Here is a 20,637-nt window from a genome sequence, read left to right on the forward strand (position 1 = left end):
CGACGGCCGCCGGGCCGTCAGCGACGTTTGATGAGGTATTGAAACGTAAAGCCGGGAAACGCGAACACGACGAACATGCTGAACGTAATCGCGTAGAACTGCCAGCCTTGATCGAAGCGGTTGCCGGCACGGGCTTCGAGAGCGAAACCCACCAAGCCGATCGCAAAGTACAGCACGATCATTTCAGCGATGCGAAGCCACGCGCTCTTGTGCGCCGCGCGCAGCGGCACGACGGCGAACAACCGCTGATTGAAGAACGGTACGTTGGCGCCCACGAGCGCCAACAACACGATGAACCAGCCTGCCGCCGACATTATCAGAGGGCGACCGGCAGCGTGTGCGTGACGGCGTTCAGGCACAGCGTCATCAGCGGGCCCGGGACGATACCGAGCACCAGCACGGCGACGCCGTTCAGCACGAGCAGCCAACGGCCCGACGCATCGCTTTCCAGCGGCGACGCATCTTGCGGCGCGTCGAAGTACATGAGCTTGACGATACGCAGGTAGTAGAACGCGCCGAATAGCGACGTGATCACGGCCAACACGGCAAGCCAAGTCAAACCGGCGTTGACCGTCGATTGCAGCACGGCGAGCTTCGCATAGAAGCCGACCGTCGGCGGAATACCGGCGAGCGAGAACATCATCGCCATCATGACGAACGCGAACACCGGGCTGCGCTTGTTCAAACCCTTGAAGTCGTCGAGCGTATCGGCCTCGAAATCGCGGCGCGCGAGCAGCATCACGATGCCGAAAGAGCCGAGCGTCGTCAGCAGATAGACGATGCTATAGAACATCGCCGAGCTGTAGGCCCCGGCCATGCCGTCGGCCTTGCCGTCGACCACGCCCGAGAGCAGGCCGAGCAGCACGAAACCCATGTTCGAGATCGCCGAATACGCGAGCATCCGCTTGACGTTGCGCTGGACGATACCGGTGATGTTGCCCACGATCAGCGACAGCGCCGCCAGAATCGTCAGCATCTGTTGCCAGTCGCCGGCCAGCGGCAGCACGCCCATCACGAGCAGACGCAATCCCCATGCGAACGCCGCCACCTTCGGGCCACCGCCCACGAGCAGCGTCATCGCCGTCGGCGCGCCGTGATAGACGTCGGGCACCCACATATGGAACGGCACGGCGCCCATCTTGAACGCAATACCCGCCACGATGAAGATCACGCCGAACAGCAGCACGAACTTGTTGACGTGCCCCGAGGCGATGACCTTGAGCACTTCCGTCAGATCGAGCGAGCCCGTCGCGCCGTAGAGCATCGACATGCCGTACAGCAGGAAGCCCGAGGCGAGCGCACCCAGCACGTAGTACTTCATGGCCGCTTCGTTCGACTGCGAGGCATCGCGGCGCAGCGCGATAGCCGCATACAGCGAGAGCGACATCAACTCGAGACCGAGATACAGCGTGAGGAAGTTGCTGCCCGAAATCATGACGAGCTGACCGAGCAGCGCGAACATGCCGAGCAGGAAGAAATCCCCGCGGAACAGATTGCGGTCTTCGAGGTACTTACGCGAATAGATCATCGTCACCGCGTAGCCGATCGACACCACGGCCTTCATCGCACTCGCGAAACCATCCACGACGTACATGTGCGAGAAGAAATAGTGCGGCTGCGGATCGAACACGAGCGTGGCGAACCAGATACCCGAGACGAGCGAAGCGAGCACCGCGATCAGGTACGTCAGGCGTTTGCCGGAATCGCCGGCGAACGTTTCGTTCAGCCACGCGAGGACGGCGGCCGCCATCAGCAGCCCATCGGGCAACAAGAGAGACATAGGGGCGTTTTGCATGATCTTTTCGTTCCTCCGCTCGGCGTTACTGTGACACCGGCAGCTTCGACTGCGCGACGTGGGAGAGGAGGTTTTCCACGGAGACGTGCATCACATCGGTGAAGGGCTTCGGATACACGCCCATGAACAATGTGAAGAAGGCCAGCACGCCGAGAATGAGGTACTCGCGACAGTTGATGTCCTTGAGTTCCTTCACGTGGTCGTTCGCGATCGCACCGAAGTACACGCGCTTGTACATCCACAACGTATAGGCGGCGCCGAGAATCAGCGTGAACGCCGCGCCGAACGCGATCCAGAAGTTGAATTGGACCGCCGCGAGAATCACCATGAACTCGCCGACGAAACCCGAGGTACCCGGTAGGCCGCAATTGGCCATCGAGAACAGCATCGCCAGCGCGGCGAACTTCGGCATCACGTTCACGACACCGCCGTAATCGGCGATCTGACGCGAGTGCATGCGGTCGTAGAGCACGCCGATGCACAGGAACATCGCGCCCGAGACGAAGCCGTGCGAGATCATCTGCACGATCGCGCCTTCAACGCCGAGCTGATTGAAGATGAAAAAGCCCAGCGTCACGAAGCCCATGTGCGCGATCGACGAATACGCGACGAGCTTCTTCATATCGGCTTGCACCATCGCCACGAGGCCGATGTAGATCACCGCGATCAACGAGAGCGTGATGACTACGGGTGCGAGCGTATGGCTCGCGTCCGGTGCGATCGGCAGCGAGAAGCGCAGAAAACCGTACGCGCCGAGCTTCAGCATGATGGCGGCCAGTACGACCGAACCGCCCGTCGGCGCTTCCACGTGGGCGTCGGGCAACCACGTATGCACCGGCCACATCGGCACCTTCACGGCGAACGCCAGGAAGAAGGCGATGAACAGCAGCACCTGCGGCGTCATCGCGATCCGCGCGTTCTGCCACGTCGCCAAATCGAACGTACCCGTTTGGACGTACAGATAGATCAGCGCGACCAGCATCAGGAGCGAGCCGGCCAGCGTGTAGAGGAAGAACTTGAACGCGGCGTAGATCCGGTTCGGGCCGCCCCATACGCCGATGATCAGGTACATCGGGATCAGCGTGGCTTCGAAGAAGACATAGAACAGCATGCCGTCCGCGGCGCTGAACACGCCGACCATGATCCCCGAAAGGATCAGGAACGCGGCCATGTACTGCGACACGTTCTCGGTGATCACTTCCCACCCGGCGATCACGACGATCACCGTGATGAGCGCGGTCAGCACGACGAACCACATCGAGATGCCGTCCACGCCCAAGTGATAGGTGACGTGGAAGCGTTCGATCCAGTTCGCCTGTTCGACGAATTGCAGCGCGGCGCTGCCCGTGTCGAAACCGCTAATGAGCGGCAGCGTGACGATGAGCCCGAGAACCGAGCCGATCAGCGCCAGCCAGCGCGCGGGCCCGGGGTTCTTGTCGGAACCGATGGCGAGAACGGCCAAGCCGAAAACGATCGGCAGCCAGATCGCGGTACTTAGAATCGGAAATGAGTGCATTAAGTGTCCCCCGCCTTATTTGCCGCCGAGCGTTACAAACAGGGTAAGGAGCCCCAGCATGCCGATAATCATGGCGAACGCGTAGTGGTAGATGTAACCGGATTGCAGGAAGCGGATCACGCTCGCGAACCAGCCGACGAAACGTGCGCTGCCGTTGACGACACCGTCGATGACCACGACATCGCCCTCCTTCCACAGGCCGCGGCCGATGGCCACCGCACCGCGTGCGAAGACGACTTCGTTGATCTTGTCCATGTAGTACTTGTTCTCGAGCAGCGTGTAGATCGGGCCGAACGCGCGGCGGATCACCGGCGGCAGATCAGGACGCTTCAGGTACAAGAACCAAGCCGTCACGACACCGGCAATCGCGAGCCACAGCGGCAGCGACGCGACCGAATGCAGCGCCATGGCGAGCCAGCCGTGGAATTCCTTGCTCATCTCTTCGACGGCGCCATGGTTCTCGCCGATGAAGATGACCTTGTCGAACGCCACGCCGTGCGAGAAGAAGTCGCCGTAGATCATCGGGCCGATCGCGATCGCACCGATGATGACCGACGGGATCGCCAGCAAGACGAGCGGCACCCACACGACCCATGGCGTTTCGTGCGGCTCATGCGCGTGACCGTGATCGTCGTGACCATGGCCATGGCCGTGATCGTCGTGACCGTTGCCGCCGTGTGCCGCGGATTCCGCGCCGTGGCCGTTGCCGTTGCCGTAATCCTTCGGATGACGGAAGCGCTCTTCGCCGTGGAACACCATGAAGTACATACGGAACGAATAGAGCGCGGTGACGAACACGCTGGCGACGACCGAGAAGTACGCGAAACCCGAGCCCGGCAGATGCGACAAGCCCACGGCGTCGATGATCGAATCCTTCGAATAGAAGCCGGCGAAGAACGGCGTACCGATCAGCGCGAGCGAACCGACGAGCGACGTGATCCACGTGATCGGCATGTACTTGCGCAGGCCGCCCATGTTTCGCATGTCTTGGTCGTGGTGCATGCCGATGATGACGGAGCCGGCGCCGAGGAACAGCAGCGCCTTGAAGAACGCGTGCGTCATCAGGTGGAACACCGAGATCGAGTACGCCGAGGCGCCCAGCGCGACCGTCATGTAACCGAGCTGCGACAGCGTCGAGTAAGCGACGACGCGCTTGATGTCGTTTTGGACGATGCCGAGGAAACCCATGAACAGCGCCGTAATCGCGCCGATCACCATGATGAACGACAGCGCGGTGTCGGACAGCTCGAACAGCGGCGACATGCGCGAGACCATGAAGATACCGGCCGTCACCATCGTCGCCGCGTGAATCAGCGCCGAGATCGGGGTCGGGCCTTCCATCGAATCGGGCAGCCAAACGTGCAGTGGGAACTGTGCCGACTTACCCATCGCGCCGATGAACAGGCAAATACAGGCCACCGTCAGCAGGCCCCATTGCGTGCCCGGGAACGTCAACGCGGCAAGCGCTTCGCGCTTGGCGAACACTTCGCCGTAGTTCATCGAACCGGCATAGGCGAGAATCAGGCCGATGCCGAGCAAGAAGCCGAAGTCGCCGACGCGGTTCACGAGGAACGCCTTCATGTTCGCGTAGATGGCGCTCTCACGCGTGAAGTAAAAGCCGATCAGCAGATACGACACGAGGCCCACCGCTTCCCAGCCGAAGAACAGCTGCAGGAAGTTGTTGCTCATGACGAGCATCAGCATCGAGAACGTGAACAGCGAGATGTACGAGAAGAAGCGCTCGTAGCCGTCGTCCTCGGCCATATAGCCGATCGTGTAGATGTGCACCATCAGCGACACGAACGTGACGACGCACATCATCATCGCCGTGAGCGAATCGACGAGGAAGCCGATTTCGAACTTGAGCGAGCCGACCTTCATCCATTCGTAGACGGTGGCGTTGTAGCTGCCGCCGTGCATGACGTCGGCGAACACCATCGCCGAGAGGATGAACGAAATCAACACGCCGAGAATCGTGACCCGGTGGCTGCCCTTGCGGCCCACCACCTTCCCGCCCAGACCTGCAATCAGCGAGCCGGCGAGCGGTGCGAGCGGAACCGCCAGCAGCAGGTTTTCATTGAGTGTCGTTGACATAACCGCAGTGCCTGAATTTAACCTTTGAGCTGATCGAGATCCTCGACATTGATCGTGTCGAGGGTACGGAACAGAGTCACGAGAATCGCAAGGCCGATCGCCGCTTCAGCCGCGGCCACCGTCAGCACGAAGAACACGAAGATCTGCCCGTGCACGTCGCCCAGGTAGTGCGAGAACGCGACGAAGTTCGTGTTCACCGCGAGCAAGATCAACTCGATCGCCATCAAGATGATGATGACGTTGCGACGATTCAGGAAAATGCCGACGACGCCGATCGCAAACAAGATCGCGCCGAGCACGAGGTAATGAGCCAGGGTCAACATGTTTTTCTCCTCGACGCTCAACGGTTGCTGCCGACCGCGCCCGCGCCGGCGTTCGCGTTCGGCTCGCCGGGCGCGCCTTCCGCGGTCGCCGGCAGCGTCGAACGTTCGGCCGGCATCTTCACCAAGCGCACGCGATCTTGCGCACGCACCTTCACTTGTTCGGACACGCGCTGGCGCTTGCTGTCCTTGCCCTTGCGCGCCGTCAGCGCGATGGCGGCGATGATCGCCACCAGCAGCACGAGGCCCGCCACTTCGAACGCGAACACGTAATCGGTGTAGATGATCTTGCCGATCAGGTACGTGTTCGACATCGACGATGCACCGGCAACGGCCGCGCCCGCCACCGGCGTCGTGGTCGCGCCGTAGCCGTGCCAGAGGATCAGGGCCGTTTCGACGACGATGATCGCGCCGACGATGGTCGCCATCGGCACGAACTTCTTGAAGTCGCGGCGCAGCACGTCGAGATTGATGTCGAGCATCATCACGACGAACAGGAACAGCACCATGACCGCGCCGACGTAGAGCAGCACGAGCAAGATCGCGAGGAATTCGGCCTCGAGCAGCATCCAGATCGCGGCCGCGTTGAAGAACGCGAGCACGAGAAACAGCGCCGACCCCACCGGGTTGCGCGACGTGATCACCTTCAGGGCCGACACCGTCAGGAGCAGCGCGAAGATGTAAAACAGTACGGTCGTGAATTCCATGATTACCGGCTCATCGTTAGCTCATCATTCAGGCGTGGTGGCAGTCGGCGCACGCCGCGCCATGCCGCGGCGGAGAGAACCGCCGCGTCACCCCAACTACGCGTAGAGCAAATGCGTCAATGCTATTAACGGTACGGCGCATCGGCCGCCTTCGACGCGGCGATCTGCGTTTCGTAGCGATCGCCCACCGCAAGCAGCATGTCCTTCGTGAAGTACAAGTCGCCGCGCTTTTCCCCGTGGTACTCGAGGATGCTCGTTTCGACGATCGAATCGACGGGGCAGCTTTCCTCGCAGAATCCGCAGAAGATGCACTTGGTCAAATCGATGTCGTAGCGCGTCGTGCGGCGCGTGTTGTCCTCGCGCACTTCCGATTCGATCGTAATGGCCAGTGCCGGGCACACCGCTTCGCACAGCTTGCAGGCGATGCAACGCTCTTCGCCGTTTTCGTAACGGCGCAGCGCGTGCAGGCCTCGGAAACGCGGGGAAAGCGGTGTCTTTTCCTCGGGGAACTGCACCGTGAACTTGCGCCGGAACGTGTACTTACCCGTCAGCGCGAGCCCCTTGAGCAGCTCGGTCAGGAAAAACGTCTTGAAGAAATTTTGAATTGCATTCATCTTGCGCGCCTTTATTTCCAGATGTTCAGCGGCGACATGATCCAGAAGCCGACCACGACCACCCAGAGAATGCACACGGGCAGGAACACCTTCCAACCCAAACGCATGATCTGGTCATAGCGATAACGCGGGAACGTCGCGCGAGCCCAGATGAACACCGACAACAGCAGGAACACCTTCAGCATGAGCCAGAGGATGCCCGGGATGAACGACAGGAAGCCGAACGGTGCGCTCCAGCCACCGAGGAACAGCGTCGCGGCCAGCGCCGAGATCACGATCATGTTGATGTACTCGGCGAGGAAGAACAGCGCGAACGCCATCCCCGAGTAATCGATCATGTGGCCCGCCACGATTTCCGACTCGCCTTCCACCACGTCGAACGGGTGACGATTCGTCTCCGCGATGCCCGAGATGAAGTAGACGACGAACACCGGCAGCAGCGGCAGCCAGTTCCACGAGAGGAACGTGACGCCGTGATCGGCAAAGAAGCCGCGCATTTGCGAACCGACGATCGCCGACAGATTCAAGCTGCCCGAGGTCATCAGCACGACGACGAGCGCAAAACCCATCGACACTTCGTACGACACCATTTGCGCCGCGGCGCGCATCGCGCCGAGGAACGCGTACTTCGAGTTCGAGGCCCAGCCGGCGAGAATCACGCCGTAGACGCCGATCGACGAAATCGCGATCACGTACAGCAGACCGGCGTTGATGTCGCCGAGCACCGCCTTGGCTTGGAACGGAATCACGGCCCAAACCGCGAACGCGGGCACGACCGTCATGACCGGCGCGATCAAGTAGAGCCAGCGGTTCGCGGCCGTCGGCTGAATCACTTCCTTGAGCAGCAGCTTCAGCACGTCGGCGATCGGCTGCAGCAAGCCGGCGGGACCGACGCGGTTCGGCCCCAGACGCACGTGCATCCAGCCGATGAGCTTGCGCTCCCACAGAATCAGGTACGCCACGCACAGCAAGATGGCGACGGAGACGACGACGATGCGCACGAGCGCCCACACCGTGGGCCACGCTGCGCCGAGCGCCTGAGCGCCGCCTGCGTTGATCGTATCGAACAAGCTCATTTACGCCTTCTCCACCACGAGTTCACCGAACAAGCCGCCGAGCGCCGCGCCGAGCTGCGTGCCCGCCGATACGCGCACCGCCGTGTCCGCCAACGCCGCGTCGCGCGTCGCGCCGGCTTGCACCGAGCGCTCGCCCTGACGCACACGCACCGTGTCGCCTTCCTTCAATCCGAGCTTGTCGAACAGCGCGGCCGGCAGGCCGATCGCGTTCGCCGTGCGGGCGGCCATCGTCAGATGCAGCGACGGGGCGCGGCGCACGAGTGCGTCGGCGTGATAGATCGCCACATCCGCCACGCGCTCGAGCCCGCCGTTAGCGGCCACTTGCGCGCCGCGTGCAACCGCCGCGTTCGTGCGATTGTTCAAGCGCGCAGCTTCGACGCCGGCGGGCAGCGCCGCGCGGCGCACGTCTTCCACCGTATCGAAATCGAAGCCTTGCAAGCCGAGCACATTGCCGAGCACGCGCAGCACCTTCCAGCCCGGGCGCGTTTCGCCGAGCGGACGCACGACACCGTTGAACGCTTGCAGCGTGCCTTCGGCGTTGACGAACGCACCGGCCGTTTCCGTGAACGGCGCGATCGGGAGCAAGACGTCGGCATACTCGAGGCCCGTCTTGAACGGCGAGAGCACCACCACCGTTTCGGCTGCTTTGAGCGCGGCCAATGCCTCACCCGGGTTGGCCGTATCGAACTCGGGTTCGAGGTTCAGCAGCACGTAGGCCTTGCGCGGCTGCTCGAATGCGGCACGCGCATCGAGACCTTGCGCGCCGGGCAGCGCGCCGACGAGGTGAGCACCGACCGTATTCGCCGCTTCCGTGAGGAAGCCGAGCGTCGCGCCCGTTTGCTCGGCGATCCACTGCGCGAGTGCGTGGATACGCGAGAACTCGGGATGCTGAACGGCGCTGTTGCCGATCAACACGGCACGGCGTTCGCCGTTCGCGAGCGCGGCGGCGACTTCTTGCGCGGCCGCCGTGGCTTGCGCGCCGGCCACGCCTTCCGGCAATGCGACGCCGCGAGCTTGAGCGACGGCGGCGGCGACGCCGGCCAGCGCATCGAGCCATGCCGACGGCGCGGCGACGATCGTCTTCGCGGTCGGAATCAGCGAGTTGTCGCCCGACGCGTGCAGCAGGTGCAGCTTGGCGCCGCTGCGCGCGGCTTGGCGCAGACGCGAAGCCATCAGCGGATGATCGCGGCGCAGGAACGAGCCGATGACGAACGCGGCATCGATCGTCGAGAGATCGGCGAGCGGCATGCCGAGCCACGGCGCGCCTTCCGCCGTCGCCGAGAAATCGGATTGGCGCAGACGGAAATCGACGTTGGGCGTCCCCACCGCTTGCGCGAGTTGCTTGAGCAAGAACAGCTCTTCGACCGTGCTATGCGCGCTGCCGAGCATCGCGATCGCGTTCGCGCCGTGATCGGCGGCCACGCCCTTCAGGCTCTTCGCGACGTATTCGAGCGCCGTTTGCCAATCGGTTTCGATCCAGTTGCCGCCTTGCTTGATCATCGGCTGCGTCAAACGCTCGTCGCTGTTCAGGCCTTCGTACGAGAAGCGGTCTTTATCCGAAATCCAGCACTCGTTGATCGCTTCGTTCTCGAGCGGCAACGCGCGCATGACGCGGTTGTTCTTGCTTTGAACGACGAGGTTGGCGCCGACGGAATCGTGCGGGCTCACCGACTTGCGGCGCGAGAGCTCCCACGTGCGGGCGCTGTAGCGGAACGGCTTGCTCGTGAGCGCGCCGACCGGGCACAGATCGATCATGTTGCCCGACAGTTCCGAATCCACCGTCTTGCCGACGAACGTCGTGATTTCCGAGTGTTCGCCACGGCCGAGCATGCCGAGTTCCATGACGCCGGCCACTTCCTGACCGAACCGGACGCAGCGCGTGCAGTGAATGCAACGCGTCATCTCTTCCATCGAGATCAGCGGACCGACGTTCTTATGGAACACGACGCGCTTTTCTTCCGAATAGCGCGACTCCGACTTGCCGTAGCCCACGGCCAAGTCCTGCAACTGGCATTCGCCGCCCTGATCGCAGATCGGGCAGTCGAGCGGGTGATTGATGAGCAGGAATTCCATCACCGATTGCTGCGCCTTGACGGCCTTGTCGGACGTCGTGCGCACGACCATGCCGGCCGACACGGGCGTCGCGCAGGCGGGCACGGCCTTCGGCATCTTCTCGACTTCGACGAGACACATGCGGCAGTTCGCCGCGATCGAAAGCTTCTTGTGATAGCAGAAGTGAGGAATGTACGTGTCGACCTTGTGCGCAGCCTGGATCACCATGCTGCCTTCAGGCACCTCGACCTTCTTCCCGTCTATTTCAAGTTCAACCATGATGGTGAATGGTCCTTAACCTATTACCGCTCAACTTTTGCTCGCTGAACCGCCCACCGAAACAGTTTCGGCGGGCGGCCCGAGTGAAGCGATGGAGTCGCGTGACGCTACCTAAGCGACGCTGCGTAAGTAACGCCGCCTAAGCGAGTACCGCGTCCGCAGCGGTCGAAGCGCTCGCGTGGCCACCGACGAGGCAACGCTTGTGCTCCACGTGATATTCGAATTCGTCCCAGTAATGCTTGAGCATGCCGCGCACCGGCATCGCCGCCGCATCGCCGAGCGCGCAGATCGTGCGGCCCATGATGTTCTCGGCCACCGAATTGAGCAGATCGAGATCTTCCTTGCGGCCCTGACCGTGCTCGATGCGATTCACGACGCGATACAGCCAGCCCGTGCCTTCACGGCACGGCGTGCATTGGCCGCACGACTCTTCATAGTAGAAGTACGACAGACGCAGCAGCGAGCGCACCATGCAGCGCGTTTCGTCCATCACGATGACGGCGCCCGAACCGAGCATCGATCCCGCCTTCGCGATCGAATCGTAGTCCAGATCCGTTTGCATCATGAGATCGCCGGGCACGACCGGTGCCGACGAACCGCCCGGAATGACTGCCTTCAGCTTCTTGCCGCCGCGCACGCCGCCGGCCAGTTCCATCAACGTCGCGAACGGCGTGCCGAGCGGCACTTCGTAATTGCCCGGACGCTCGACGTCGCCCGACACCGAGAAAATCTTCGTGCCGCCGTTGTTCGGCTTGCCGAGCTCGAGATATTGCTGCGGGCCGATTTCCAGCAGGAACGGCACGGCCGCGAACGTCTCGGTGTTGTTGATCGTCGTGGGCTTGCCGTACACGCCGAAGCTCGCCGGGAACGGCGGCTTGAAGCGCGGCTGACCCTTCTTGCCTTCGAGCGACTCGAGCAGCGCGGTTTCTTCGCCGCAGATGTAGGCGCCGTAACCATGGTGCGCGTACAACTCGAACGAGAAATCCGTGCCGAGAATCTTATCGCCGAGGAAACCGGCGCGGCGGGCCTCTTCGAGCGCTTCCTCGAAGCGCTTGTAGACTTCCCAGATCTCGCCGTGAATGTAGTTGTAGCCGACCGTGATACCCATCGCATAGGCGCCGATCGCCATGCCTTCGATCAGGGCATGCGGGTTCCAGCGCAGGATGTCGCGATCCTTGAACGTACCCGGTTCGCCTTCGTCCGAATTACAGACGAGGTATTTCTGCCCCGGGAACTGACGCGGCATGAAGCTCCACTTCAGGCCCGTCGGAAAGCCCGCACCGCCGCGGCCGCGCAGGCCCGAGGCCTTGACGTCGGCGATGACTTGCTCGGGCGCGATCTTCTCTTCGAGGATACGGCGCAGCTGCTTATAGCCGCCGCGCGCCACGTAATCTTCGAGATGCCAGTTCTCGCCGGTCAGGCCCGCGAGAATCAGGGGTTTGATGTGACGGTCGTGCAAAGACGTCATTTCGAAAGCTCCTCGAGCAAAGCGTCGATCTTCTCGGGGCTCATGAAGCTGCACATGCGATGGTTGTTCACGAGCAGCACCGGAGCGTCGCCGCACGAACCAAAGCACTCGCCTTCCTTGAGCGTGAACTTGCCATCGGGCGTCGTTTCGCCGAAGTCGATGCCGAGCTTCTTCTTCAGATATTCGGCCGTAGCCTCGGCGCCGCCATGCGGGCCGAGCTGGCACGGCAAATTCGTGCACAGCGTGATCTTGTGCTTACCGACGGGCGACGTCTCGTACATGGTGTAGAACGTCGCCACTTCCTGCACGGCGACGGCCGGCATGCCGAGATAGTCCGCCACGAACTGCATCAGTTCGGGCGACAGCCAGCCGTGCTCTTCCTGAGCGGTGGCCAACGCCGACATCACGGCGGACTGTTTCTGATCGGCGGGATATTTCGCCACCGCGCGATCGATTTCTTTCAGGCCTTCAGCTGAGATCATTTTGAGAACACGAACTCTTTCAATTCCTACCGAACGAAAACCTGCCGCCTTGCTCGTCGCGGCAGACCCGGCGCGCGGCGAGACGCGTATCGGCGACTCGCATGCAGCGCGCCGTGCGGCGCTTACCGGTCGATTTCGCCGAACACGATGTCCTGCGTACCGATGATGGTCACGGCGTCCGCGATCATGTGGCCGCGCGCCATTTCGTCGAGCGCGGCCAAGTGCGCGTAACCGGGCGCGCGAATCTTGAGGCGATACGGCTTGTTGGCGCCATCGGACACCAGATAAATGCCGAATTCGCCCTTCGGATGCTCGACCGCCGCGTACGCCTCGCCTTCCGGCACGTGAAACCCTTCCGTGAAGAGCTTGAAGTGGTGAATCAGCTCTTCCATGTTCGACTTCATGCCCACGCGCGAGGGCGGCGCGACCTTGTGGTTATCGGTCATCACCGGCCCCGGATTCTTGCGCAGCCACTCGATACACTGCTTGGCGATGCGAACCGACTGGCGCATTTCTTCCACGCGCACGAGGTAACGGTCGTAGCAATCGCCGTTGACGCCGACGGGGATGTCGAAGTCGAGCTGATCGTACACCTCGTACGGCTGCTTCTTGCGCAAGTCCCACTCCACGCCCGAGCCACGCAGCATCGGACCCGTCAAACCGAGCTGGAACGCGCGTTCCGGGCTCACGACGCCGATGCCGACCAAGCGCTGCTTCCAGATGCGGTTGTCGGTGAGCAGCGTTTCGTACTCGTCGACGCAACCGGGAAAACGCGTGAAGAAATCGTCGATGAAATCGAGCAGCGAGCCTTGCCGCGCTTCGTTCATCCGTTCCAGCGCCTTCGCGTTACGGATCTTCGATGCCTTGTATTGGGGCATGGCATCGGGCAGATCGCGATAAACGCCGCCCGGACGGTAGTAGGCCGCGTGCATACGCGCACCGGACACCGCCTCGTAGACGTCCATCAGATCCTCGCGCTCGCGGAACGCATAGAGGAACACGGCCATCGCACCGACGTCCAGCGCGTGCGCGCCGATCCACATCAAGTGGTTCAAGACGCGCGTGATTTCGTCGAACAGCACGCGGATGTACTTCGCGCGAATCGGCACGTCGATGCCGAGCAGCTTTTCGATCGCGAGCACATAGCCGTGCTCGTTGACCATCATCGACACGTAATCGAGACGGTCCATGTAAGGCACGGACTGAATGTAGGTCTTGCTCTCGGCGAGCTTTTCGGTCGCACGATGCAGCAAGCCGATGTGCGGATCGGCGCGCTGGATCACTTCACCGTCGAGTTCGAGCACGAGGCGCAACACGCCGTGCGCTGCCGGGTGCTGCGGGCCGAAGTTGAGCGTGTAGTTTTTGATCTCTGCCATGGCGCCCTCTTAGTGTTTCAGACCGCCGTAGCGATCCTCGCGAATCACGCGCGGCGTGATTTCGCGCGGCTCGATCGTCACCGGCTGGTAGACGACGCGCTTTTCTTCCGGGTCGTAACGCATTTCGACATAGCCCGACACCGGGAAGTCCTTGCGGAACGGGTGCCCGATGAAACCGTAATCGGTCAAAATGCGGCGCAGATCCGGGTGGCCTTCGAAGACGATGCCGTACAGGTCGAACGCTTCGCGCTCGTACCAGTTGGCCGAATTCCAGATTTCGACGACGGACGGCACGATCGGCATATCGTCGTCGGGGGCGAACACGCGCAGACGCAGGCGCCAGTTGTTCGACACGGACAGAAGATGCGAAACGGCCGCGAAGCGCGGGCCGTCATAAGCGCCGTCGCCGTACGATTGATAGTCGACGCCGGCGAGGTCGATCAACTGCTCGAAGCCGAGCGAGCGATCGTCGCGCAAACGCTTGGCGACATCGAGGTAGTCGTCCGCCTTGACGACGATCGTCAGCTCGCCGATCGACTCGGTGATACTCGTCAGACGGCCGCCAAAGGCCGCCTCGAGGTTCGCTTTGAGGGTCTCGAGTTTGCTTGCCATAAAGTGGGGAAGCTTGCGCTTATTGACGGGCGATGGTGTTGGTGCGGCGGATCTTCGCCTGGAGCTGGATCACGCCGTAGACCAGCGCTTCCGCCGTCGGCGGGCAGCCCGGCACATAGACGTCGACCGGCACGATGCGATCGCAGCCGCGCACAACCGAATAAGAGTAGTGGTAGTAGCCGCCGCCATTGGCGCACGAACCCATGGAGATCACCCAACGCGGTTCGGCCATTTGGTCGTAGACCTTGCGCAGCGCGGGTGCCATCTTGTTGCACAGCGTACCGGCCACGATCATCACGTCGGACTGACGCGGGCTGGGACGGAACACGACCCCGAACCGGTCGAGGTCGTAACGGGCCGCGCCCGCATGCATCATCTCGACGGCGCAGCAGGCGAGACCAAAGGTCATCGGCCAGAGCGAACCCGTGCGCGTCCAGTTGATCAGTTTGTCAGCCGTGGTGGTGACAAACCCTTCCTTCAAGACCCCTTCGATACTCATTTGCTTTGCACTCCAGACGGGACGGTTGGCTTTATACACCGCCCGCAAGAAACCGGCGATTAACCCATCACTCCCAATCGAGCCCGCCCTTACGCCAGATGTAGGCGAAACCGAGCAGGAGTTCGACGAGGAAAATCATCATCGCCATGAAGCCCGTCCAGCCGATATCGCGCAGGGCAACACCCCACGGAAACAGAAACGCGGTCTCGAGATCGAAAATGATGAACAGGATGGCGACGAGGTAGTAGCGCACATCGAACTTCATGCGCGCGTCTTCGAAGGCTTCGAAGCCGCACTCGTACGGCGAATTCTTTTGATTGTCGGGGCGGCTGGGCGCGAGGATCTTGCCGATACTGACAAGTGCAATGCCTAAACCGGCGCCCACGAGGAGGAAGAGCAATACGGGGAAGTAGGCTGCGAGGTTCAAGACTATCCTCTTTCGGTTGGTTCTGAGTACCGTAGGGATCGGTCCCATCCCTACAGAAAATCACTTCGATTACAACTAGCCTTTCACACTACACCGCATGGAAGACGTAAGCATGACTCTAGAAGTGACAATGCCAGCCGAAGCGAAGCATGCGGCTGGCATTGGATAACTTTGGTGCCGACGGCGAGACTCGAACTCGCACAGCTTTCGCCACTACCCCCTCAAGATAGCGTGTCTACCAATTTCACCACGTCGGCACTGTCTGCAATCCGGGACACAACTTGTTGGAACCCGCGAATCGCTTCAAGACTTAAATTCTAACGTGCTTCCTAGAATTGTTCAACGCACAAATGCAACTTTATGCGAAATTTATTATTTCGGAACTGCGTTGCTTGCGGGCGCGGGGGCGGCCACCGGGGCCGATGCGATCGCGGCCGAAGCCGGTGCGCTCGTTGCCGCGGGAGCCGTCACCGAACCCAGCAGACCCGCCGAGGGACGGGACTTGTACGAGCCGATATAGGTCAGCGCGAGCGTCGTGATGAAGAAGACGGTCGCGAGAATCGCTGTCGTGCGGGACAAGAAATTCGCGGAACCCGTGGCGCCGAACAGGCTGCCGGAGGCACCGCTACCGAATGCCGCACCCATGTCGGCACCCTTGCCATGCTGCAGTAGCACAAGGCCGATGATGCCCAGTGCCGACAGCAGCTGCACGACGATGATCAACGTTTTCAAAAACAGCATCTGACTCACCTAATTAGAGGTTTGAGCATCCGGCTCGTTAGATAGCGCCGGATTGCCCTTTCGCGTTTGCGCGTGGGCGTCAGCCGGCGCGACCGGCCGCCTTCGCTTGCTCGCAAATCGCGAGGAAATCTTCACTCTTCAACGACGCGCCGCCGATCAGGCCGCCGTCGATATCCGCTTGGCCGAACAGCGCCAGCGCATTCTCGGGCTTCACGCTGCCGCCGTACAACAAGGGCACGCGCGTGAGCGACGCATCCTTTTGCGCGAGGCGCGCACGCAAGAACGCGTGCACTTCTTGCGCCTGTTCAGCCGTGGCGCTACGCCCGGTGCCGATGGCCCAGACGGGTTCGTACGCAACGACGATACGCCCGGCTTCTTCGACCGACAGGAGCTTCAGCACCGCGTCCAACTGCGCGCCGACAACCGACTCGGTGGTACCCGCCTCGCGCTCGTCCAGCGTTTCGCCGATACAGACGATCGGCGTGAGATCGGCCTCGAGCGCGCGGCGCGCCTTGGCCGCCACCAATTCGGAGCTTTCCGCGTGATAGGCGCGGCGCTCCGAGTGACCGACGATCGCGAGCGTTGCACCGAATTCGCCCGCCATCTCGGCCGCCACCTCACCGGTATAGGCGCCGTGCGTGTAGGGGGAAATATCCTGCACGCCCCACGCGAGCGGCTTGCCCGACAGCAGCGCCTGCGCTTGCGCAAGATATGGGGTCGGCACGCACACGGCCATCCGGATCGAATTGCCGATCGCGCTTGCGCCATCGGCGACGGCCTGCAAAAGCGCCGCGTTTTCCGCGAGGCGTCCGTGCATCTTCCAATTGCCGATTACCCACTTCACTCGCTGTTCCGACATCTGTCTCGCCCGTGTGTTGTATTCGCCGCGACAATCCCTGCAGCGCTCGTGCCACGCGAAGCCGCACGCAAAACACGCAATTTTACTGTGCTAGGCGGGACCCGGTCAAACCGGCGGCCGCGGCCCCCGCCCAGGCGCGCCCTCGCCCGCGGGCACTCGATCCGCCGGGCCCGTCAAACCGAGACCGTGCTCCAATCCAGAACGATCTTCCCGATGTGCTCCCCGCTTTCCATCAACGCATGCGCCTGGCTCGCCTCGTTGGCCGGCAAAACGCGATAGACGACCGGCTTGATGCGCCCGGCGTCGATGAGCGGCCAAACGCGCTTCTTCAGTTGCGCGGCGATTTTCGCTTTGAATTCGATCGAGCGCGGACGCAACGTCGAACCCGTTATCGTCAATCGCCGGCGAAGCACTTCCGCGAGGTTGACCTCGGCCTTCGCGCCGCCGAGCAAAGCGATGATGACGAGGCGGCCGCCGTCCGCCAGCGCGGAAAGCTCGCGCGGCACGTATCCGCCGGCGACCATATCGAGGATCACGTCCACGCCGCGATCGTTCGTCAGCGACTTGACGACTTCGACGAAGTCTTCCGATTTGTAGTTGATCGCGCGCTCGGCGCCGAGCGCCTCGCACGCCTTGCACTTCTCGGCCGTTCCGGCCGTTGCGAAGACACGGAAGCCGAGCGCGTGAGCGATCTGAATCGCCGTGACGCCGATCCCACTCGTGCCACCCTGCACGAGCAGCGTCTCGTTCTCGCCGCCTTCGCCCGCGCCGAGCCGCGCCCGGTCGCACACATTGCTCCAGACCGTGAAGAACGTCTCCGGCAGCGACGCGGCCTCGATATCGGTCAATCCCTTCGGCACAGGCAAGCATTGAGCGAGCGGCACGCTCGCATACTGCGCATAGCCGCCGCCCGCGAGCAGCGCACAGACGCGATCGCCGATCTTCAGCCCGAATGGATTGTGCTTTTCGTCGATGTTACCGCCGACGATTTCGCCGGCGATCTCGAGACCCGGCAGATCGGACGCGCCGGGCGGCGGCGCATACGCCCCCTTGCGCTGAAACACATCGGGGCGATTCACGCCCGACGCCGCCACCTTGACGAGCACCTCGCCTGCCGCCGGCACCGGCTGGGGCCGCTCGGCGAGCACCAACACTTCCGGCCCGCCGAACTCCGTAATTTCGATCGCTTTCACATCACCTCCGAGGCAGTCGCACAGAGAACCGGCACTATTCTGATGAAAAAACGGCCGGCGCGCTTGGAAAGCGGCCGGCCGTTACTAGGAGCGGTTCATTGCCCCGAACTGGCGACGCGTTACTGCTGCGGCGCCGGCTCCGAGGGTGCCGAACCCGCGCCGCCTTCGTTCAGCAGCGCTTTGGCCGACAAGCGCACGCGGCCCTTCTCGTCCGTTTGGATAACCTTGACCTTCACTTGCTGACCTTCGGTGAGGTAATCCTTGATGTCCTTGATGCGCTCGTTGGCGATTTCGGAGATGTGCAGCAGACCGTCCTTGCCCGGCAAGATGTTCACGATCGCGCCGAACTCGAGCAGCTTGAGCACGGTGCCTTCGTAGATCTGGCCCACTTCCACTTCGGCCGTGATGTTTTCGATGCGGCGCTTGGCCTCGGCCATCCCTTCGCTGCTCGTGCTCGCGATCGTCACGACGCCGTCGTCGGAGATGTCGATCGTCGTGCCCGTTTCTTCGGTCAGCGCGCGGATCACCGAACCGCCCTTGCCGATCACGTCGCGGATCTTCTCGGGGTTGATCTTGATCGTGATCATGCGCGGCGCGAACGCCGACAACTCGGTGTTGGCGCCCGACACGGCATCCGTCATCTTACCGAGGATATGCATGCGGCCTTCCTTCGCCTGTGCGAGCGCGACTTGCATGATTTCCTTCGTGATCCCTTGGATCTTGATATCCATTTGCAGCGCGGTCACGCCGTCGGCCGTACCGGCCACCTTGAAGTCCATGTCGCCGAGATGATCCTCGTCACCGAGGATGTCGGTCAGCACCGCGAACTTGTTGCCGTCGAGGATCAGGCCCATGGCGATGCCGGCGACGTGCGCCTTCATCGGCACGCCGGCATCCATCAATGCGAGGCAGCCGCCGCACACCGATGCCATCGACGACGAACCGTTCGACTCGGTGATTTCCGAAACGACGCGGATCGAGTAGCCGAACTCTTCGGCGCTCGGCAGGCACGCGGCCAGCGCGCGCTTGGCCAGACGGCCGTGGCCGATTTCGCGGCGCTTGGGCGTACCCACGCGACCCGTTTCGCCCGTGGCGAACGGGGGCATGTTGTAGTGGAGCATGAAGCGCTCGCGATATTCGCCTTCGAGCGCGTCGATGATTTGTTCGTCGCCCTTCGTGCCGAGCGTCGCCACCACGAGCGCTTGCGTTTCGCCGCGCGTGAACAGCGCCGAGCCGTGCGTACGGGGCAACACGCCCGTGCGAATCTCGATCGGGCGCACCGTGCGCGTGTCGCGGCCGTCGATACGCGGCTCGCCGTTCAGGATTTGGCTGCGAACGATCTTCGCTTCGATGTCGAACAAGATGTTGCCGACAGCGGTCTTGTCGGCCGGCGCTTCGCCCGCGGCCGTAGCCGCTTCCTCGAGCTTGGCGCTCGTCGCGGCGTAGACTTCCTTCAGCTTCGTCGAGCGCTGTTGCTTGTTGCGCAGTTGATAAGCGGCAACGAGCTCGCCATGTGCGATTTCGGTGACGCGTGCGATCAGCGCTTCGTCCTTCGGCGCCGGCTGCCAATCCCATTCGGGCTTACCGCCTTCGCGCACGAGTTCGTGAATCGCGTCGATAGCCGTTTGCATTTGCTCATGGCCGAACACTACCGCGCCGAGCATCACGTCTTCGGGCAATTGCTGGGCTTCGGATTCGACCATCAACACGGCACGTTCCGTACCGGCGACGACGAGGTCCAGGCGCGACTCCTTTTGCTGGCTGCGCGTCGGGTTCAGCACGAATTCGTTGTTGATGTAACCAACGCGCGCGGCGCCGACGGGGCCGTTGAACGGCAGGCCCGAGACGGCCAGCGCGGCCGACGCGCCGATCAGCGCGGGGATATCGGCCGGCACGTCCGGATTGATCGACAGCACATGGATGACGACCTGAACTTCGTTGTAGAAGCCTTCCGGGAACAGCGGACGCAGCGGCCGGTCGATCAGGCGCGACGTGAGCGTTTCATGCTCCGAGGGACGGCCCTCGCGGCGGAAGAACCCGCCCGGGATCTTACCGGCCGAGTAGGTCTTTTCGATGTAGTCGACGGTCAGCGGGAAAAAGTCCTGACCAGGCTTGGCCGACTTGGCACCGACGACGGTGGCGAGCACGACGGTATCTTCCACGTCGACGATGACGGCGCCCGATGCTTGGCGCGCGACCTCGCCGGTTTCGAGGCGAACGTTATGTTGTCCCCATTTGAATTCTTTAACGACTTTATTGAACATGGACATAGATCACTCCTTCTGTCTTCTAATCTATTTGGGATCGCCGCCGCGATGCGCGAGGCATCGCCGGGCGGCGCCGGCAGCCGGCGCACCTGCGGGAAGAGGAGTGTTATGCCATTCCAGCGCCGCGCTCAGCGATGGCGGCCATCTCGCCGCGCTGGAATGACACAAAGCTCTGCCCGCCTTTGCCGACTGCTATGAAGCACCCCGCCGCGCGCGATCGATGCGCGCTCGGGTTTGTTACGTCCTACGCCACGTACACG

The 20,637-nt window shown here is 62.4% G+C and carries 19 protein-coding genes and 1 tRNA gene; all 20 read right to left on the reverse strand.

Going from position 1 to position 20,637, the window contains the following annotated elements; all coding sequences use genetic code 11:
* Positions 1–17 precede the first annotated feature (17 nt).
* The 20 genes from C0Z18_RS15435 to pnp all read right to left on the reverse strand — a co-directional run bounded on the left by C0Z18_RS15435 (position 18) and on the right by pnp (position 20,380).
* The gene (locus tag C0Z18_RS15435) at positions 18–314 is read right to left on the reverse strand and encodes a DUF2818 family protein (protein ID WP_102646293.1); all 297 of its coding nucleotides are present in this window, start codon (positions 312–314) and stop codon (positions 18–20) included.
* Between the two features lie 2 nt (positions 315–316).
* Positions 317–1,795, reverse strand: a complete 1,479-nt coding sequence (gene nuoN / locus C0Z18_RS15440) for an NADH-quinone oxidoreductase subunit NuoN (RefSeq protein ID WP_102646294.1) — start codon at positions 1,793–1,795, stop codon at positions 317–319.
* A 25-nt stretch (positions 1,796–1,820) separates the two neighbouring features.
* Entirely contained in the window at positions 1,821–3,311 is a 1,491-nt protein-coding gene (locus tag C0Z18_RS15445; protein ID WP_102646295.1) for an NADH-quinone oxidoreductase subunit M, read from the reverse strand.
* Between the two features lie 15 nt (positions 3,312–3,326).
* Positions 3,327–5,405, reverse strand: a complete 2,079-nt coding sequence (gene nuoL / locus C0Z18_RS15450; RefSeq protein ID WP_102646296.1) for an NADH-quinone oxidoreductase subunit L — start codon at positions 5,403–5,405, stop codon at positions 3,327–3,329.
* Between the two features lie 17 nt (positions 5,406–5,422).
* Positions 5,423–5,728 (reverse strand): NADH-quinone oxidoreductase subunit NuoK, encoded by a 306-nt coding sequence (gene nuoK, locus C0Z18_RS15455; protein ID WP_102646422.1) that lies wholly within the window; start codon positions 5,726–5,728, stop codon positions 5,423–5,425.
* 17 nt (positions 5,729–5,745) lie between these two features.
* Positions 5,746–6,432, reverse strand: a complete 687-nt coding sequence (locus C0Z18_RS15460) for an NADH-quinone oxidoreductase subunit J (protein ID WP_102646297.1) — start codon at positions 6,430–6,432, stop codon at positions 5,746–5,748.
* A gap of 125 nt (positions 6,433–6,557) precedes the next feature.
* Positions 6,558–7,046 carry an NADH-quinone oxidoreductase subunit NuoI gene (nuoI, locus tag C0Z18_RS15465; RefSeq protein ID WP_102646298.1) on the reverse strand — a complete coding sequence of 163 codons (489 nt, stop codon included), beginning with the start codon at positions 7,044–7,046 and terminating at the stop codon, positions 6,558–6,560.
* An 11-nt stretch (positions 7,047–7,057) separates the two neighbouring features.
* Positions 7,058–8,122 carry an NADH-quinone oxidoreductase subunit NuoH gene (nuoH, locus tag C0Z18_RS15470; RefSeq protein ID WP_102646299.1) on the reverse strand — a complete coding sequence of 355 codons (1,065 nt, stop codon included), beginning with the start codon at positions 8,120–8,122 and terminating at the stop codon, positions 7,058–7,060.
* Complete coding sequence (nuoG, locus tag C0Z18_RS15475; protein WP_102646300.1) at positions 8,123–10,453, reverse strand: NADH-quinone oxidoreductase subunit NuoG; 2,331 nt, start codon at positions 10,451–10,453, stop codon at positions 8,123–8,125.
* A gap of 139 nt (positions 10,454–10,592) precedes the next feature.
* Positions 10,593–11,921: an NADH-quinone oxidoreductase subunit NuoF gene (gene nuoF, locus C0Z18_RS15480; RefSeq protein WP_102646301.1), complete on the reverse strand. Its 1,329-nt coding sequence runs from the start codon at positions 11,919–11,921 to the stop codon at positions 10,593–10,595.
* Positions 11,918–12,403, reverse strand: a complete 486-nt coding sequence (gene nuoE, locus C0Z18_RS15485) for an NADH-quinone oxidoreductase subunit NuoE (protein ID WP_102646302.1) — start codon at positions 12,401–12,403, stop codon at positions 11,918–11,920. Before nuoE ends, nuoF begins: the two co-directional genes overlap by 4 nt.
* A gap of 122 nt (positions 12,404–12,525) precedes the next feature.
* A complete protein-coding gene (locus tag C0Z18_RS15490; RefSeq protein WP_102646303.1) occupies positions 12,526–13,779 on the reverse strand; it encodes an NADH-quinone oxidoreductase subunit D in 1,254 nt (417 codons plus the stop codon).
* Between the two features lie 9 nt (positions 13,780–13,788).
* Entirely contained in the window at positions 13,789–14,391 is a 603-nt protein-coding gene (locus C0Z18_RS15495) for an NADH-quinone oxidoreductase subunit C (RefSeq protein WP_102646304.1), read from the reverse strand.
* 19 nt (positions 14,392–14,410) lie between these two features.
* A complete protein-coding gene (locus C0Z18_RS15500; protein ID WP_006052903.1) occupies positions 14,411–14,890 on the reverse strand; it encodes a NuoB/complex I 20 kDa subunit family protein in 480 nt (159 codons plus the stop codon).
* A gap of 67 nt (positions 14,891–14,957) precedes the next feature.
* Positions 14,958–15,317 carry an NADH-quinone oxidoreductase subunit A gene (locus tag C0Z18_RS15505; RefSeq protein ID WP_102646305.1) on the reverse strand — a complete coding sequence of 120 codons (360 nt, stop codon included), beginning with the start codon at positions 15,315–15,317 and terminating at the stop codon, positions 14,958–14,960.
* Between the two features lie 172 nt (positions 15,318–15,489).
* Positions 15,490–15,574, reverse strand: a tRNA-Leu gene (locus C0Z18_RS15510).
* A gap of 115 nt (positions 15,575–15,689) precedes the next feature.
* Entirely contained in the window at positions 15,690–16,058 is a 369-nt protein-coding gene (gene secG / locus C0Z18_RS15515) for a preprotein translocase subunit SecG (protein ID WP_102646306.1), read from the reverse strand.
* A 79-nt stretch (positions 16,059–16,137) separates the two neighbouring features.
* Positions 16,138–16,917, reverse strand: a complete 780-nt coding sequence (gene tpiA, locus C0Z18_RS15520; protein ID WP_102646307.1) for a triose-phosphate isomerase — start codon at positions 16,915–16,917, stop codon at positions 16,138–16,140.
* 173 nt (positions 16,918–17,090) lie between these two features.
* Positions 17,091–18,110: an NAD(P)H-quinone oxidoreductase gene (locus C0Z18_RS15525; RefSeq protein WP_102646308.1), complete on the reverse strand. Its 1,020-nt coding sequence runs from the start codon at positions 18,108–18,110 to the stop codon at positions 17,091–17,093.
* 119 nt (positions 18,111–18,229) lie between these two features.
* Positions 18,230–20,380 (reverse strand): polyribonucleotide nucleotidyltransferase, encoded by a 2,151-nt coding sequence (gene pnp, locus C0Z18_RS15530; protein ID WP_102646309.1) that lies wholly within the window; start codon positions 20,378–20,380, stop codon positions 18,230–18,232.
* Positions 20,381–20,637 lie beyond the last annotated feature (257 nt).

Origin of the sequence: Trinickia dabaoshanensis (assembly GCF_002879885.1) — a bacterium.
GTDB lineage: Bacteria > Pseudomonadota > Gammaproteobacteria > Burkholderiales > Burkholderiaceae > Trinickia > Trinickia dabaoshanensis.

What these genes read in the sequence shown, in the direction of transcription:
- C0Z18_RS15435 (WP_102646293.1), bottom strand. Translation starts at nt 314, where the DNA reads ATGTCGGCGGCAGGCTGGTTCATCGTGTTGTTGGCGCTCGTGGGCGCC.
- nuoN (WP_102646294.1), bottom strand. Translation starts at nt 1,795, where the DNA reads ATGCAAAACGCCCCTATGTCTCTCTTGTTGCCCGATGGGCTGCTGATG.
- C0Z18_RS15445 (WP_102646295.1), bottom strand. Translation starts at nt 3,311, where the DNA reads ATGCACTCATTTCCGATTCTAAGTACCGCGATCTGGCTGCCGATCGTT.
- nuoL (WP_102646296.1), bottom strand. Translation starts at nt 5,405, where the DNA reads ATGTCAACGACACTCAATGAAAACCTGCTGCTGGCGGTTCCGCTCGCA.
- nuoK (WP_102646422.1), bottom strand. Translation starts at nt 5,728, where the DNA reads ATGTTGACCCTGGCTCATTACCTCGTGCTCGGCGCGATCTTGTTTGCG.
- C0Z18_RS15460 (WP_102646297.1), bottom strand. Translation starts at nt 6,432, where the DNA reads ATGGAATTCACGACCGTACTGTTTTACATCTTCGCGCTGCTCCTGACG.
- nuoI (WP_102646298.1), bottom strand. Translation starts at nt 7,046, where the DNA reads ATGAATGCAATTCAAAATTTCTTCAAGACGTTTTTCCTGACCGAGCTG.
- nuoH (WP_102646299.1), bottom strand. Translation starts at nt 8,122, where the DNA reads ATGAGCTTGTTCGATACGATCAACGCAGGCGGCGCTCAGGCGCTCGGC.
- nuoG (WP_102646300.1), bottom strand. Translation starts at nt 10,453, where the DNA reads ATGGTTGAACTTGAAATAGACGGGAAGAAGGTCGAGGTGCCTGAAGGC.
- nuoF (WP_102646301.1), bottom strand. Translation starts at nt 11,921, where the DNA reads ATGACGTCTTTGCACGACCGTCACATCAAACCCCTGATTCTCGCGGGC.
- nuoE (WP_102646302.1), bottom strand. Translation starts at nt 12,403, where the DNA reads ATGATCTCAGCTGAAGGCCTGAAAGAAATCGATCGCGCGGTGGCGAAA.
- C0Z18_RS15490 (WP_102646303.1), bottom strand. Translation starts at nt 13,779, where the DNA reads ATGGCAGAGATCAAAAACTACACGCTCAACTTCGGCCCGCAGCACCCG.
- C0Z18_RS15495 (WP_102646304.1), bottom strand. Translation starts at nt 14,391, where the DNA reads ATGGCAAGCAAACTCGAGACCCTCAAAGCGAACCTCGAGGCGGCCTTT.
- C0Z18_RS15500 (WP_006052903.1), bottom strand. Translation starts at nt 14,890, where the DNA reads ATGAGTATCGAAGGGGTCTTGAAGGAAGGGTTTGTCACCACCACGGCT.
- secG (WP_102646306.1), bottom strand. Translation starts at nt 16,058, where the DNA reads ATGCTGTTTTTGAAAACGTTGATCATCGTCGTGCAGCTGCTGTCGGCA.
- tpiA (WP_102646307.1), bottom strand. Translation starts at nt 16,917, where the DNA reads ATGTCGGAACAGCGAGTGAAGTGGGTAATCGGCAATTGGAAGATGCAC.
- pnp (WP_102646309.1), bottom strand. Translation starts at nt 20,380, where the DNA reads ATGTCCATGTTCAATAAAGTCGTTAAAGAATTCAAATGGGGACAACAT.